The 15,350-nt window shown below is 44.1% G+C and carries 12 protein-coding genes; 7 read left to right on the forward strand and 5 right to left on the reverse strand.

Annotated features, from left to right (window positions below; translation table 11 throughout):
- The first annotated feature begins 3 nt into the window (after positions 1-3).
- Positions 4-933 (forward strand): SRPBCC family protein, encoded by a 930-nt coding sequence (locus R7P64_RS03985; protein WP_213872416.1) that lies wholly within the window; start codon positions 4-6, stop codon positions 931-933.
- A gap of 146 nt (positions 934-1,079) precedes the next feature.
- Here the strand turns inward: R7P64_RS03985 and R7P64_RS03990 are convergent, their stop codons facing one another.
- From R7P64_RS03990 to R7P64_RS04010, 5 genes are all read right to left on the reverse strand, one after another.
- Positions 1,080-1,535 carry a hypothetical protein gene (locus tag R7P64_RS03990; protein WP_025767689.1) on the reverse strand — a complete coding sequence of 152 codons (456 nt, stop codon included), beginning with the start codon at positions 1,533-1,535 and terminating at the stop codon, positions 1,080-1,082.
- 12 nt (positions 1,536-1,547) lie between these two features.
- Positions 1,548-3,326: a S8 family peptidase gene (locus tag R7P64_RS03995; RefSeq protein WP_053349952.1), complete on the reverse strand. Its 1,779-nt coding sequence runs from the start codon at positions 3,324-3,326 to the stop codon at positions 1,548-1,550.
- Between the two features lie 248 nt (positions 3,327-3,574).
- Complete coding sequence (locus R7P64_RS04000) at positions 3,575-3,916, reverse strand: hypothetical protein (RefSeq protein ID WP_025767691.1); 342 nt, start codon at positions 3,914-3,916, stop codon at positions 3,575-3,577.
- A gap of 10 nt (positions 3,917-3,926) precedes the next feature.
- The gene (locus R7P64_RS04005; protein ID WP_081051357.1) at positions 3,927-5,840 is read right to left on the reverse strand and encodes a tetratricopeptide repeat-containing diguanylate cyclase; all 1,914 of its coding nucleotides are present in this window, start codon (positions 5,838-5,840) and stop codon (positions 3,927-3,929) included.
- A gap of 610 nt (positions 5,841-6,450) precedes the next feature.
- Positions 6,451-7,707, reverse strand: a complete 1,257-nt coding sequence (locus R7P64_RS04010; protein ID WP_054574325.1) for an aromatic amino acid transport family protein — start codon at positions 7,705-7,707, stop codon at positions 6,451-6,453.
- A 379-nt stretch (positions 7,708-8,086) separates the two neighbouring features.
- Here R7P64_RS04010 and R7P64_RS04015 point away from each other — a divergent pair, with 379 nt between their 5' ends.
- From R7P64_RS04015 to R7P64_RS04040, 6 genes are all read left to right on the forward strand, one after another.
- Entirely contained in the window at positions 8,087-8,521 is a 435-nt protein-coding gene (locus tag R7P64_RS04015; RefSeq protein ID WP_005375870.1) for a GNAT family N-acetyltransferase, read from the forward strand.
- A gap of 292 nt (positions 8,522-8,813) precedes the next feature.
- Entirely contained in the window at positions 8,814-11,477 is a 2,664-nt protein-coding gene (locus R7P64_RS04020; protein WP_318077231.1) for a nitrate reductase, read from the forward strand.
- A gap of 20 nt (positions 11,478-11,497) precedes the next feature.
- Positions 11,498-12,403: a uroporphyrinogen-III C-methyltransferase gene (gene cobA, locus R7P64_RS04025; protein WP_318123181.1), complete on the forward strand. Its 906-nt coding sequence runs from the start codon at positions 11,498-11,500 to the stop codon at positions 12,401-12,403.
- Entirely contained in the window at positions 12,400-13,353 is a 954-nt protein-coding gene (locus R7P64_RS04030) for a glycosyl transferase family protein (protein WP_318123182.1), read from the forward strand. The genes cobA and R7P64_RS04030 overlap by 4 nt, the downstream gene beginning before the upstream one ends.
- 229 nt (positions 13,354-13,582) lie before the next feature.
- Positions 13,583-14,500, forward strand: coding sequence for a dienelactone hydrolase family protein (locus R7P64_RS04035; RefSeq protein WP_258647213.1), 918 nt, complete (start codon positions 13,583-13,585; stop codon positions 14,498-14,500).
- A gap of 73 nt (positions 14,501-14,573) precedes the next feature.
- Positions 14,574-15,155: an ANTAR domain-containing response regulator gene (locus R7P64_RS04040; RefSeq protein ID WP_318123183.1), complete on the forward strand. Its 582-nt coding sequence runs from the start codon at positions 14,574-14,576 to the stop codon at positions 15,153-15,155.
- The last annotated feature ends 195 nt before the right edge of the window (positions 15,156-15,350 follow it).

The raw sequence follows: 15,350 nt of genomic DNA on the forward strand, positions 1-15,350 counted from the left end.
GTTATGCTCTCTTATCAGGTCAGCCGAAGTATTGAAATTAATAAGAATCAAAGTGAAATTATTGGCTATCTCAAGAACTTCAAACACTGGCCCAGCTGGTCACCATGGATCATTCTTGAACCAAGCTGCGAGCTGACATTCAGTGATAATCAGGGCCACGTTGGAGCTGGTTATCAATGGAATGGTCAGCGTATTGGGACTGGCGCGATTGTACTGGAAAGTACTCAAGAGCATCGATTAGATATGGAGCTGCATTTCTTTCGTCCAATCAAGAGCCATGGAAAGGTGACTCTAATCGTGACGCCGTCACAAAATGGCTGTTTAGTCGAATGGCAAATGCAATCTCGCGTCCCTTGGTATCTGTTCTTTCTGAAAAGTATGTTTAAGTCGATGATAGAGATGGATTATCAACGTGGGTTACGCATGCTTAAAAGTAAGCTTGAAACCGGACGAGTGCATTCAGACTTAGCCGAAATTGGTAACCGAACGTTGCCTCAAATTCATTACATTGGGATCAAGGGTGTGGCTAGCTTGCAGGAATTAGGTTCGGTAATTGAGAAGCATGTTCAGCAACTAGAACAGTTAATTAGTGACGAAACCCTATCCGTGAATGGTGAATTGTTTTGTTATTACCAGTCGATGGATATGCAGAAAGGTACATTCGAGTTTATCACTTGCTTTCCTCTTCATAACTCAGTACCAGCGCCTCAAGGGGCGGTTACTGGTACCATTCCTGAGAGTGAAACATTTGTCGTTGAACACCGAGGTGAATATCAGTTTTTGGGAAATGCATGGGCTTTAGCGATGAACTTGGTTCGTCAGAGTGGTATGAAAGTCAAAACCAGTCCTTTAGGAATCGAACGCTATCTGAATAGCCCGAAGGAAACCACGGAAGAAGAGCTAAGAACGGAAATTATTTTGTTTAAGAAATGACAGGCGCAGGCGAGTAGGGTGTTTAGGTATCATACTGGTTATGCGAAATGTTATTAAAGAATAATAGCCTATATGTTACTACCCATAAAAATGCCTCAGCAATCGCTGAGGCATGGTTTTACAGGCCAACTTCTCTTGTTAGAGAATTATTGTGCACGGTATTTACCGCTGTTTAGTTCAATTTTAGACGCTTTTACCCGGCTGTCTGCGTTTAGGTAGTCGCTAATACTTAGCAGATCTTGATCTTGAGATGCTTTTAACACCGCTGATTCCCCCTCTGCGAAGATAACTTCTAATTTTAACTCTTTGGCGACTGCTTTCGCTTCGTTAGGATTGTTTACGGTGATGTAAACCAGTCCAGTGGCTTTGGATACGTTACTAAACGCATTCTTAAACACCTCATCACCCGCTTGAAGTTTTACGTCTTCAGATAGGGTTCTAACAGTGCCAGTTTGCACTTTTCGATAGTCTTGGCCATTAATCTCAACCGCTTCTGATGGCACAAACAGTTCTGGTGCAGGTTGTTGAGAGAGCTGTTGCTCTGCGTATACACTCGACGTCATGATAACGAGAGCCAGCATAGAAAATGATTTGTATTTCATGTTATTGACTCCTTAGTGTCCAAATATGCGCATCGACCAGTTCTTAATAACACCGGGTTGAGCGTTGTTTGCCATCGGAACGTCATAGATGGTGGAAGAGTTGAAATATGCAATGTAAGAATAGGCTTCATCGCAGTTCGTATCTATTGCTCGCAACGTCCATTCGCCTTTTGCATCTTCGCCATAAAATTGGTTAGACAACATTAATTGATCTTTGTAGCCTGTAATCGTTGGATCAAGAGATTGACCAACAAGACCATTGCGCGGTGTTTGCAAAACGGAACGAGTCCCTGATGGCGAAATGAGCTCGATAGCTAAGTCGGGCAGACGAGCGTGGTCCAATGTCAATGTCACCTGAACGGATTCTACTGTCAGCTCATCGGCAATGGCGATACTTGAAGAACCACCAACTAGACTTGCATCGGGTACACTTACTTCTGTAGCGTTATGAACCCATGGCGTAATGCTTTGAGCTGGTAAAACACGATTCGTCATGCGAGCACGTTGCATCGCTTCATCTAAATCTACAGCGCCGAAGCCATAAAAAGTATGGAAATCTACGCCTGCTGCGTTTTTTTGCCAAGGGGCAATGGCCTCGTAGCTAACCTGTTCACCTTTATGGTTAGTAAATTCAAGCTGTACGCCTGGATGCGCTTTATCCGTTACTTTTGCTGTCTCCGCTAGTAAAGCACGTACATCACGAGCAGAAAGTGCGTGGTTGGTTGACATGATTGCCGCGATGGCACCCGATGTGTTTGGCGCAGCCGATGAGGTTCCGTTCATCGTACTGGTATAGTTACAGTTCGGATCGAGCTCCGTTCCGCCGTGTAACCCATTAATGCCAAGGCCTTCACTGGTATTTTGCCCTTCTTCACAACCCATTAAATCAGTGGTGACCATAGCAGGGAAATCTTGCCCATATTCACCTGCTGGTGCTGCAACCCACACGTTCGAACCCACCGATGAGTAACTCGCTCGCGTACCATCCGCTCGTAGTGCACTAGTGACTAAATTGAAGTAATTGGCGTTATCATAAGACTGAGCAGAGTTGTGCATCGGTAAGCCTTGATTGTCTCCACCAGCAAAGAAGTTACTTGGCAATACGAAGAATCGCCCTGCATTGAAATAGCGGTAACCATTACCTGCTGACTTTACAAATACAGCACCTCGACCCCAGGCGTTACTGTTGCTGACGTTTTTCATCACGTCCATTTCAAGTTTTAGCTGAGGGTCGCTTTCATCAAAAGTAATCGGGTTTATAGGGCTGAAACCGTAACTTTGGTTAAATACGCGAACATCGCGTGTTGCTGGGTCCATGCCATGGGAGATTAACCAGCCTTCTAATGTCTGGTTGGCTAACCAGTTAAAACCGATGAGGGAAGAGTGAGAAGCGACACCGCGTCCGCCTTCACCGTTGTTGCCGACGGCGCTAATCAAACCGGCTACAGCAGTGCCATGACCATTAGTATCAACCGGATAACTTGGTGGGAATGAAGAGTCTTCGACGAAGTTTCTGCTACCTGTAACTATATTACCTGCAAGGTCGGGGTGATCGATCTGCACTCCAGAATCAATAACGGCAACTTTCACACCAACACCTGCAATCCCCATTGCCTGAGTGAGCTTAGTGTTTAAGTCGTTCCCAGCAACAGCAGGATTAGCCGCAAACGCAGTTTGCCCCGTGTTGTCTAAGTGCCATTGTTCAGAATAGAGTGGATCAAACGCCGAGACGGCAGGTGCAATGCCTACTGCCAACATAGCAGCAAATAGGCGATTAATGCGTATTTCCATTTTTGACCTCATGTCTTTGTTTGGAATTTTTTAGTTCCTGTTTCATATTCCGCTAACAGGAACAAACAAAGCTAACGACAAAGAATAAGGACGAAAACCATTTACAACTTGTTTACATTAAAAGTTCGATGGACAACATAAGTCTTTGTTAATTTACTGAAACCATGAGGTTTTTATACGTCGCATCGAGCATGCATGAAAAGTGAAAAGCAGAAAATACGAGTGTACCGTCTGCTTCAAGAGGGGAGTTATTTAGTTGAAGCGGGTTGAATAGTTGCTATTGGTTTCTTAGGTTCGGCTTTTTCTTTAGGCAGCACGTTATCAATCCACTTTTTAATGTACAACTTATCGAATTCTTTATCACACCACTTTTTGTTTAATCCACGTCGATTGAACTCAGCACCAATCGCCACTTTGGTTTGGTTGGTTGCACGGTTGTAGTAGAGAGTTTCACATAGTTGAGTGTTACTCATTTGCTGGGCATATACATTGACACTGCTGCTGCGCATTCCCAGTTGAGATGCTTGCTGATTACTGCACGCCATAAGAAATAGAGGCGCAAAAGTAATAATGATTAGATTTTTTTTCATGTGTGCTTTTTTATGATGTAGGGTGAATGATGAACTGGTTTCTGCCAGCTTGCTTCGCATCATACAAAGCTTGGTCTGCCAAGAAAAACCACTGATCCCATTCTTGTTTAATTATTTGTGCCGACAGTTTGTCCACTGCTCCAAGGGAAATTGTCGCGCTTAATGGTTTAGAGTCAACCACCAATGGCGTGTTTTCAACAGTATATCTCAATCGCTCCAAAAACTTAGCGCAATCTTCAACTCGCTGTACTTCGAATAATAGGACAAACTCTTCTCCACCCCAACGAATGAGTAGGTCACCAGAGCGAGTGGATTCATTAAATAGCGTGGCAATATGAGTCAGCATTTTATCGCCAATATCGTGTCCATATTGATCATTAAAGGTTTTAAAATGATCAACATCTAAAACTGCTAAGGCAAATGTTCTATCTGGGCTTCTACGAGCCATTTTGTCCAACCAAATGTGAAGATAGCGACGGTTATGCAGTTGAGTTAATGGATCGGTAGTATTTTCTTGAGTGAGTGCTTTATTAATACGTCTAACGCGCAGTACGTAACGAAAACCAACGACTCCAATTGCCGCAATAGCGATAAAGTAGAACATTTCTCGATAGCGCTGTGAACGCAGTTCAGAGGCTTGTAGCGCATTTTTTGTTTCTAGCAATTTGAGTTCTTTCTGGGCTAACTTAGCTTCGAGGTCAAACTTAATGTTAATCATCTCTTCACCATGAATATGATGAGAAAACTCAGCCTCTAGCTCTCTTAATTGGGTTAAATAATGAAAAGCCGCTTCATAGTCATTAAGAATTTGATGAGCGTTTACCAGTACCGAAAGCATATCAATACGCTGACGCAGCTCTAATTCACTGGTTGATTTGGTTTGTTCTAGAACGTTAAGTGCTGTTGTAATAGCTTTATCGTATTGTTTGTTTGCGAGGTAAGCCTCTGCAAATGCCTCGTAACAAGACGTTTTTAGCATTTCTAGATTTTTTGGAATGGGCAGGTCTACGCAACGCTGTGCGACCATTAATGCATCATCAATTTTTCCTACCGAGCTCAACATTTGTGAAAAGCTGGATAAAGAGTGGTGCTTGACTGTGTCCGACCCTGTTTGCATTGAAAGTCGAATGGCTTCATTGAAATAATATTCCGCTTCTTTGTTATCTCCGAGGCTCGAGTGAACGATGCTAAGGTTTGCGTAGATAACCCCCATAAAAAAGCTATTATCGTATTGATATTCGCTCTCTAGGTAAGTGTCGAGAGCTTGCGTTAGGTAACTGTTGGCCCGAGCCCAATCTGATGCGTCGATGTAGACCGTCCCAATGTTGTTCAGTGTCATCGCGACTTGTATTTCAAATACTGTTTTTTCTAATAACTCATAGGCATTGCGATAATATTTTAGGCCACTGCGTAGTTGATTTCGAGATACTTCTAGATTGCCTAACCAGCGGTAAGCACGGCCTTCTAATGCTAGATAACCAAGATCACGGGCTGTAGAAACAACGTCATGGAGTAACAATTCTGCGTTCCAGTTATCGTCTTGCTCAATCATTGTTACAGCCTTATTGAGCTGTGCTTCAGCGACGACCCATTCCAAATGGTGCTTTTTACCGAATTCGATTAAATCGGGCATATCTTTCGGTAATGGAACGCCTTCGTAACGCTTAAGGTACTTTCGTGCAAAGTAATACAGAGCAAGAGACTCCGCTGATGCATTCTGTGGCGCATTTAACTCATCTTTTTGAATTGATCGCGGCTTACCCATCGAGCGAAAGTAGAGTTTTAACATGGGCTTGCTTTCTGCTGAAATGTGTTCTTCCAGATAAGCTTGCTTTTCGGTACTCGCCAGTACGTTGGTGGGATGCAAGAAAAGTCCAAGTGCAGTACAAAGTGCGCAAGCCAGTTTTTTAATTGAGAAGTGCATGAGCGTATTAATAAAATGTGATCTCTTAACCGAATACCAGTTAAGTCTACCATTTCTTGTTGGTTAAGTGCGGATGGATTCCCAGTGGCAAAGTGTTTTGGGAGTGAGATACGAGAAGGAGCTCTATAATATTATGATTTATAAAACAAAATCTATTGAAAACTTATGCAATGATTAGGCGATGGTATAGATAAGGTAACGATGACAGGTAGGCGAGCATATTCGGTGGACTCAATCTAATGATTTAAGCCGCGGATTCATCGCTCAAAATCAGGGCGAAGTGTAAAAAATTACGTTTCTGTCATAAATATTTAATGTTTGTATGGGTTGTTAAAAAACTGGATATTAGACATAGTGTTATTAAGCCAATAAAAAATGGCTTTTATAATAAATAGGAGATTAACTATGCATAATGAAATGATTCAACCTTCGCACTTCGGCATTATCGGCCGTACCTGCATCGCTTCAGTACTTATGATTGCGGGTGTTTTCGCTCTTATTTAAGAGTCAAGGGTAACGATGATTACCTTTTAAAGAGTAAGAAAATTCAGGGAATCACCTTAACCTTGTGTAAGGTATTCCCCTGAAAATCCAAGCTAGTCTGTAGTTATTAGCTGAAGAAGCTAAAAATCAATGCACTTACCGCCACAATGCCTGCTGCTAGAACAAAGTAAGTAGAGACATTTCCTCGATATTGTTTCATCGCCTCGATTTTATACACCGCTAACATTGGCATAATAAATAAGATCATTGCAATAACAGGCCCTGACAATGCTTCCATCATACCAAGAATACTTGGGTTCATGATCGCCGCCGCCCAGATTGAGAAGAACAGTGCTGCCACGCTGATACGATCAACACGCTTCTCAGGTAGGTTAAAATGCTTGTTAATTAAACCATTTAAGCTTTCACGCGCACCTAAAAAATGCCCAAGGAAAGATGAAGTGATAGCGACAAACGCTACTAAAGGACCAAGTGTTGCAATAAATGGATTATCGGTTGCGTTCGCTAAGTAAGACAATACGGATACGTTTTGTTCTTTTGCTTGAGCCAATTGTTCAGGTGACAGTGTTAGCACACAGGAAAATACAAAAATAAGAACAAAGGCAATCAGCATGATGCTAGTGCGACGAAGAATAACTTCGGATTTGGCATCTGCCTGCTTACCGTAATGGCGACGTTGTACATTTGCAAAGCTTGAAATTGCAGCTGCGTGACTAAACGAGAAAATCACTACAGGAACTGCTAACCACATAGTGCTAGCAAAAGCTGACGCTTCTGGCACATCCATGACAGGCATGGTCCAGTTCGGTATTAAGTAAAATGATAGAAAGGCAAGAATGGCAACAAGTGGGAACACCATAATGGCAAAGGCCCGTAGCATTACTTTTTCACCCGCCATCATAATAGCAATTAGTGCAAACACTAGTACGCCAGAAAGCAAAGGTCTAGGTAAAGAAGCCATATCAGCCTGATTTACCATGAAGCTATCTACTGTGTTTGTTATTCCAACACCATATATCAACAGGATCGGGAAGATCGAAAGAAAATACAGCAGTGAAATAGAACGGCCTGCTTTTGCGCCGAAGTGCTCTTCCACTACATCAGTGAAGTCTGCGTTTTTGATCTTAGAAGATAGTACAAAACGAGCTAAGCCACGGTGCGCAAGATAGGTCATTGGAAAAGCAAGTACTGCCATCGCGACTAAAGGCCAAAAACCACCAATCCCAAGGTTAATTGGCAGAAACAGGATGCCTGCGCCAACGGCTGTTCCAAATAGGCTAAGAACCCAATGTGTATCATGTTTTGACCAAGCTGTGGTTGTGTTTATTTCACTAGGATTTAAGGCATTTCGAGATTCTTTCACTTTAAAACTCGCTTTTATAAAAATAATAATGCTGAAAATGGTAAAGGTTTTAGTGTTTATTATCACACGCGAAGCTTGGTGAATAATGCTGTGAATTTGGGGTGGTTGTAAATTATCCAACTATGAATTTTTCAATAAACCAGAATAAAGTTCTTAAATTCAATGCGTTTAATGGTTGTATGTGTTGAAATTTTCATCTTGTGTGGTTTTTGATTTTGCGGTTAAAACTTAATCACGGATGTATGTTCTAAGTGAGTTAGGCCTAATTTTCAGGAAGAATATTACATTTCTTAAGCACTTAATTGAGATGTTTGTGTCCCGTCATTTAGATGAGATTTAGGTATACTGCTGCCATTCATGTTAAAGAAGGAGTCATTGAATGGACATCTTGTCTGCGCAAAAAGAGGACTTATTTGCCATATATAAGCTCGAAAATACTTTATTTGGAGAACACGCCTATCCTCAATTTTTCTTTCGGCAAGCTTTTGATTGTTGGGGAGAGAGCTTACTGGTAGCAAAAGAGGGAGAGCAGGTCGCAGGGTATATATTGCTAACGACTAGCACAAATGCACATCAATATTGGATCATGTCATTGGCCGTCGATATTCAACATAGAGGTAAAGGTATTGCGCGTTCCCTCCTAGAAAACGTTATTGCGCCGTTGACGTTAGGCTCAAGCGTGAAATTGACTGTCGATCCTAAGAACCAACCTGCATTGTCTTTATACCTCTCCCTTGGCTTTAAAACGTTAGAAGAAGAAGCGCATTATTTTGGTGACGAAGAATCCAGGTTAGTCATGGAATTAGTAAAGTAATACTGCACGATAATGACCGAAATTTGCACACAATCAGTGCGTAGCATTACGTTGCTATAATTGGTTTTAAGCTAACCTTTTGTATAGTAATGGTTTTTAATCTTGGCACCTCACTTGCTTTACATAAACGTTCATCGATAACTCGATGCACCGCTCTCAATAGCAGGCGAGAGCGGTATAGGGTATTACTTTTTGAAAATGTACTAACAGCGTTAAAGGCATTGCTGCCTCTCTCGATTCGGGAGAGGCTTTTTTTTGCTAGTAAGTTGGGCTGAATCGCACTGGAGGTGTTATGTCGCAAGGATGCAAAAAAACCACTTGTCCCTATTGTGGTGTTGGATGTGGTGTCGAGGTCAATGCGAAAGGAATCGTTGGGGATGCGTGTCATCCTGCAAATGCGGGATCACTGTGCGTAAAGGGCGTCGCGTTGGCAGAGAGCTTGAATATGCCTTCGCGCTTGCTGTATCCAAAGCTTGTCACCAAGCTGCGACCTCAAGGGCAAGAAGTGCAATGGCAACAAGCCACGGATCTGATTGCAGAAAAGATTCATCAAGCGAAAGCAGAGTTTGGATCGGATTCCGTCGCGATGTATGTGTCAGGGCAGTTGTTGACGGAAGACTATTACGTCGCCAACAAACTCATGAAAGGCTATGTTGGCAGCGCAAACATCGATACTAACTCCCGTTTGTGTATGTCTTCGGCGGTTGCGGCTCATGTACGAGCGTTTGGCGAAGATGTCGTTCCTGTCAATTACGATGACATTGATAATACCGAGCTGTTGGTCATCTGCGGTGCGAATACTGCTTGGACGCACCCTGTTTTATTTCGACGCATTCAACAAGCGAGAGAGAACAATCCTAATCTCAAGCTGGTGGTCATTGACCCGCGTGAAACGGTCACCGCACAGCAAGCGGATTTGCATCTACCGATTAAAAACGATGGTGATGTGTCACTCTTCAATGGGCTGCTCAAGTTTCTTATTGAACAACAATTGATTGATTCTGAATACATAAATTCTTATACCGACGGATTTAATGCACTTAGAGAAGAAGTTTCTGATTTTCGTTACGATGTCACTAATTTGACGTCTTCCATTGGCATTTCAGAAGAAAAACTCACGACATTCTTCCAATGGTTTGCGCAAAGCCCAACCGCAATTACGTTGTTTTGCCAAGGGGTTAACCAAGCCGAAAATGGTGTCGACAAAGGCAATGCCATTATTAATGCACATTTGGCGTCAGGTAAAATTGCCAAGTCAGGTTGCGGACCATTTTCTATTACAGGTCAGCCGAATGCGATGGGCGGACGAGAAGTCGGTGGTTTGGCAAACCAGTTAGCGATTCATCGCGCTTTTGACGCAAAGTCTATCAAGCAAGTGCAGGCGTTTTGGGAGTCACCAGAAATTGCCACTCAGCCCGGTTTAAAAGCTGTTGAACTGTTTGAGGCGGTAGAACGTGGTGAGATTAAAGTTCTCTGGATCATGGCAACCAATCCTGTTGTCTCTTTGCCAGATAACCAATTGGTAAAACGTGCACTAGAGATTTGTCCGTTTGTGATTGTTTCCGATATCACAGCGGATTCGGATGTAGCGCATTATGCGGACCTATTGCTACCCGCCGCTGGCTGGGGGGAGAAGCAAGGCATGGTGACCAATTCTGAGCGTCGACTTTCAAGGCAGCGCCAGTTTCAAATGCCTCCGGGTGAAGCAAAATCAGATTGGTGGGCGATAAGCCAAGTCGGACAAGCTCTGTGTGCATTGGAAAAGACACAAAATGGCTTTGCGTTTACTTCTGAGCGGGCGGTATTCAGGGAATATGCGGCGATGACAGGTATGAATGCAGATTCGCCATTGAAGCTAGATCTTTCTCAATACGCCAACTTAACCCAGCAAGAATACGAAGAGTGGATGCCGACACAATGGGGAGGAGAGCGTCCTTTTGCTGATGGCATCTATTCGCACCCAGATGGTAAAGCACGTTTTGTCGTGACCAGTGAATCTCCTACGCGTTTAGAAAGAACAAAAGGCTGGTGGCTCAATACGGGCAGGCAACGTGATCAATGGCATACCATGACGCGCACAGGTCATATCGCACACCTTGCCGCCTCTGAGTTAGAACCAACCGTGTACATGAACACACTCTCTGCTACTCAAAATCGCTTAAAAGCAGGACAACTCACCAAGCTGTTTCAGCCTACTTCAAACACCAGTATTTATGCCAAAGTTGCCATTGATGAAGGTTTGGGTTTTCAAGAGCTATTTATGTCAATGCACTGGGCGGGTCGATATGGCGGTGAAAACAGTGTTAACGCGATAGTAAACAGCGCAAAAGACCCTATTTCCGGGCAGCCTGCGTTTAAGTCGTCTTATGTTGAAGTGCAAGATGCGGCGGTAAAAACCTACGGTATGTTCATCGGTACACAGTTTGATTCCGGTAAATTTCTCTACAGCGCATTTCAAGCAGAAAGCAATTTGGGCATTTGGCGCTTTGCACACGATAAGCGACCAAAGAAGCAGAGTTTTTGTCGAACGGAAAAGAGCCGCAGAATTACGATAGATATTGCCCAAGGTTGGTTAGCAGTGGATTACGACCTTGTTGGAGACGTTCGTATCATTCGTTCTGTTTTAGTGGTGTCTAGTGAACCGATTCAAACCGACTACACCAACTTTACCGGCTTGATTGGCAAGCCAATGGAGCTATCGCAACTGCTTACCATCACTCAATCGCAAAGCAGTGCCAAACTGGTTTGTAGTTGTTTCCGTGTCACTGATAAACAAATACATGACGCGATGGAGAAACAAGACTGCACGTCACTGACCCAGCTTCAAAACAAACTCAAATGCGGCACCAACTGTGGCTCGTGCGTCTCTCAAATCAAACAAATGGTCGACAGTCATCAGCATCAAAAGGGCAAACAGCAAGCGAACCAGCAAAGTCTGGCTATTCAAATAAAGTAAGTCATAAAGAGGATAAGCACATGGAAGCGCCTTATCAAAAGTCTTGGTTTAAGAAAGGACAAGCGAGTCAGAATCAAGAACGCTCGTCTCGCTTTTCTAAGCATGATCAAGCAAGCAAACTGAACCAACTCTTAGAAGACCATTCAGTAGACTTCGACGCGAACCGCAAAGGTTTTGTCTCGATTGTTGGAGCAGGGCCGCACGATCCTGACTTGTTAACGGTAAAAGCTGTGAAAGCGATTATGTCGGCAGAGGTACTGTTGTACGACCGTTTGGTTAACAAAGATATTTTGGAGTTGGCTTCGCCACAAGCCGATTGGATTTACGTGGGCAAAAGATGCGGACAACCTAGTATTGGTCAGGAAGAAATTTGTGACTTGATGGTATCGCTCGCTCAACAAGGAAAGCGAGTTGTACGCTTAAAAGGGGGAGATCCTTTTGTATTTGGCCGTGGAGGTGAAGAGGCGTTAGCACTCGTCAAACACTCAATCGCGTACGAAGTCATTCCCGGCATTACCGCTGCGATTGGATGTTCAGCAAACAGCTTGATTCCGCTGACTCATCGTGGCGTTGCTCGTAGCGTTACCTTTGTGACGGGGCAAGTGGTAACAGGCGCATTTGAAGCGTGGAGCCAACTGATGCAAAGCGGACAAACGTTAGTCTTCTATATGGGGTTAGAAAAGTCATCGCAAATACAAACGGGTTTAATAGGCTCTGGTTTGAGAGAAGATTTTCCAGTCGCGATCATCACTCATGGTTGCAGCCCTCAACAACAAGTGCATGTTACCCAACTCAATCAGCTCAATGATTTATCGATTACACTTAAAGGCGTGAGCCCAGCATTGATTGTGATGGGAGAAGTTGTCAAACTGCGCGAACAACTAATAGAAACCGTACAGTCAGTGACGGAATACGAGGGAATATGAGCAGCATTTTGGAATGTATCAGAATAGTCGGTCGTGGCGAACGTGGTAGAAAACCACTGAACTTTGACCAAGCGTTTCGAGTTATGGATGAATATCTAAACGGTGAGTGCGACGACGATCAGATGGCGATGTTATTGATGCTGATCCGTGTACAGAACGAAACTCAACAAGAAATCGCTGGCTTTGTGAAAGCATTCCAATCCCGCATGCCTGCTATTGGTGCAGACATTGACTGGCCATGTTATGCGGGCAAACGTGAAGCGGCAGGTCAACCGTGGCACCTGTTGGCAGCGAAGATCCTCGCGGATAATGGCCATAAAGTGCTGATGCACGGCTATCATGACCGTCAATCTGGTCGTTTGCATGCCGAAGATTACCTCGACAAGTTTGCTATCAAGAAAGCGGAATCAGCCGAAGACGCAAAACGGGTCTTAGAAACACAAAACATCGTGTATCTGCCGCTGAGTTCGTTTGCACCCCAAGCAGAAACCATGATCGGTTGGAAGAATCGTTATGGGCTTAGAACGCCGATTAATACCGTGGTTCGAGCATTGAATCCGGGGCAGGCGACGGTTGGTATTCGTGGTAGCTTCCATCCTGGGTTCCAACAACTTCATGCTGAAGTCGAATTCGAGATTGGTCAAACCGCTCATGCCGTTGTTTCATTCAAAGGACAATCGGGTGAGTCAGAATACAACCCGAAAGTAAGCCAAACGGTATGGCTAAGCCAAACAAGCGGCGTGACATCGCACTACTGGACGGAGCAAATGCTGTCTGAGGTGCCAATGCCTGCGAACTGCTCATTTGGGACGTCAGAAGATGACATGAACCAAATGGCAAATACGGTTCTTGCCACAATGACAGTGGTCTTGTTTGCACAGATGCACGACAGAGAAAAAGCATTCGAACGAGCTTTCTCTTACTGGCAAGCCTATTGCGGCCAGCAATAAGATACTATTGTCAATTAATGTAAAACCAACGACGCAAAGTTGTTGAATCTGAATCCATTATCTATTGTTTGAAGAAGGTAAAAGATCCTAGCTCGCCAATGATGTGTTTCACCACCTTGCTCCGTATTAGAGTGGTGAAACCGCAGTTTTAGCCTCAATCGCGTTCGTTTCTCGCTGCGCTTTTGAGAATGAGAAAATCCCATATGGTAAGACACAGAGGACATGGATAATGGTTCTAAAGCATACCACTCCTAGTGAAAAGGCTTCTCATCCGATCCCGCAAGAAGCCTTCGATTGGTACGACGAATACGCCCACGGAAAAATCACGCGCCGTGAGTTTCTTAACAGGCTGGGTGGCCTTGCGGTGCTTGGCTTTAGCATGACAGCACTGGTCGATGCGCTAACCCCGAATTATGCACTCGCAGAACAAGTTTCATTTAACGATCCTGACATCAAAGCAACTTACGAAACCTTTCCATCTCCAAATGGGCATGGAGAAGGGCGTGGTTATTTGGTGATGCCACAGAAGAAGACCTTAAAATCGCCGACTGTGTTGGTGATCCATGAAAACCGAGGTCTGAACCCTTATATCAAAGATGTCGCAAGACGACTTGCAAAAGATGGCTTTATTGCTTTCGCACCAGACGCACTTTATCCACTCGGCGGCTATCCGGGGAACGACGATGAGGGGCGCGCCATGCAGAAAGAGATGGACAGAGCCAAGATCGAACAAGACTTTATTGCAGCGGCTAACTTCCTCAAACAATACGAGGGTGGCAACGGTAAATTGGGCGCGGTTGGATTCTGCTTCGGTGGATACATTGTCAACATGCTTGCCGCGGTAATGCCAGAAGAACTCGATGCAGGTGTGCCTTTCTACGGAACACCAGCGGCGCAAGAGATTCAAAAGCAGGTCAAAGGGCCGTTGATGATTCACTTCGCAGGGCTCGATAAGCGCGTCAACGACACATGGCCTGCCTATGAGCAGCAATTAATCGCGAACGATGCGCAATATCAGGCGTTAATGTATGAGAACGTCAACCACGGCTTCCATAACGACTCAACAGCACGCTACGCACCGGAAGAAGCGGCGCTCGCTTGGGAACGCACACTCGGCTTCTTCAAAGAACATCTCGCTTCTAGTTAAAAGGCTTCTACTTTAGTTGGCACATTCCTTGTTATGTCTCTCTTAGTGAGTGAGATATAAACAAGGAATGTGCATGACTCAATCAACGTCAAAAACACCCATCATAGTATGCTGTGATAGCCTCCAAGAGCAGGCTCGATTGTCCGGCTTATTGAGCAAAGATTACGACAACATCATGGGTTGCCAATTGGCACAACTAGAAACGTTAATGCAACGAGAACCGTCAGCAAGCGTTGTGGTTGGATGGCAGCAACCAACCGCGGAACTGCGTTTGATCGTCGATTTCTGCCGCAGAAAATTGGCACCACTTCTTATCGTCTTAAAGCAATTATCATCCAATGATATCAATCGTTTATCAGAAAAAATGGACTATGTTCTTATGCCGCACGATAGTGAGTTTGCACTTCAACCTTGGATTGAACATGCGACATTAGTGAGAGCGAAATTCGAAAGTATGCAATCGGAAATTGAATTACTGACCAATAAGATTGAAGAGCGCAAGCTGGTGGAAAAAGCGAAAGGTCTGCTGATGAAGATGCACAGCGTTGATGAAGGACAGGCTTATAAAGCGCTAAGAAATTCAGCCATGCAATCGAGCCAAACGCTCGCACAAGTTGCCAAGAATTTGATAACTACTTTGGAGGTGCTTGATTAGTCGTTCTACTACTTTGGGGTTATAGTGCGTTTTCTAACGTGGTGCGTGTTGCACTATCAGCAAGCAATAACAGGGAATAACAAACGGCAAGATATACTAATCTATTGTATTTACTGTGAAAAATAAGTTGGCACAGTAATTGGATTAGAAGAATTGGGTTTATTGTTGAATCGCTTATCTCAATTATCAACGGCG

The sequence above is a fragment of the Vibrio sp. 2304 genome (assembly GCF_033339475.1).
Classification (GTDB): Bacteria; Pseudomonadota; Gammaproteobacteria; order Enterobacterales; family Vibrionaceae; genus Vibrio; species Vibrio alginolyticus.

Bases quoted from the DNA above. Each gene is read 5' to 3' on its own strand.
- R7P64_RS03985 (WP_213872416.1), top strand. From the start codon at position 4: ATGCTCTCTTATCAGGTCAGCCGAAGTATTGAAATTAATAAGAATCAA.
- R7P64_RS03990 (WP_025767689.1), bottom strand. From the start codon at position 1,535: ATGAAATACAAATCATTTTCTATGCTGGCTCTCGTTATCATGACGTCG.
- R7P64_RS03995 (WP_053349952.1), bottom strand. From the start codon at position 3,326: ATGGAAATACGCATTAATCGCCTATTTGCTGCTATGTTGGCAGTAGGC.
- R7P64_RS04000 (WP_025767691.1), bottom strand. From the start codon at position 3,916: ATGAAAAAAAATCTAATCATTATTACTTTTGCGCCTCTATTTCTTATG.
- R7P64_RS04005 (WP_081051357.1), bottom strand. From the start codon at position 5,840: ATGCACTTCTCAATTAAAAAACTGGCTTGCGCACTTTGTACTGCACTT.
- R7P64_RS04015 (WP_005375870.1), top strand. From the start codon at position 8,087: ATGGACATCTTGTCTGCGCAAAAAGAGGACTTATTTGCCATATATAAG.
- R7P64_RS04020 (WP_318077231.1), top strand. From the start codon at position 8,814: ATGTCGCAAGGATGCAAAAAAACCACTTGTCCCTATTGTGGTGTTGGA.
- cobA (WP_318123181.1), top strand. From the start codon at position 11,498: ATGGAAGCGCCTTATCAAAAGTCTTGGTTTAAGAAAGGACAAGCGAGT.
- R7P64_RS04030 (WP_318123182.1), top strand. From the start codon at position 12,400: ATGAGCAGCATTTTGGAATGTATCAGAATAGTCGGTCGTGGCGAACGT.
- R7P64_RS04035 (WP_258647213.1), top strand. From the start codon at position 13,583: ATGGTTCTAAAGCATACCACTCCTAGTGAAAAGGCTTCTCATCCGATC.
- R7P64_RS04040 (WP_318123183.1), top strand. From the start codon at position 14,574: ATGACTCAATCAACGTCAAAAACACCCATCATAGTATGCTGTGATAGC.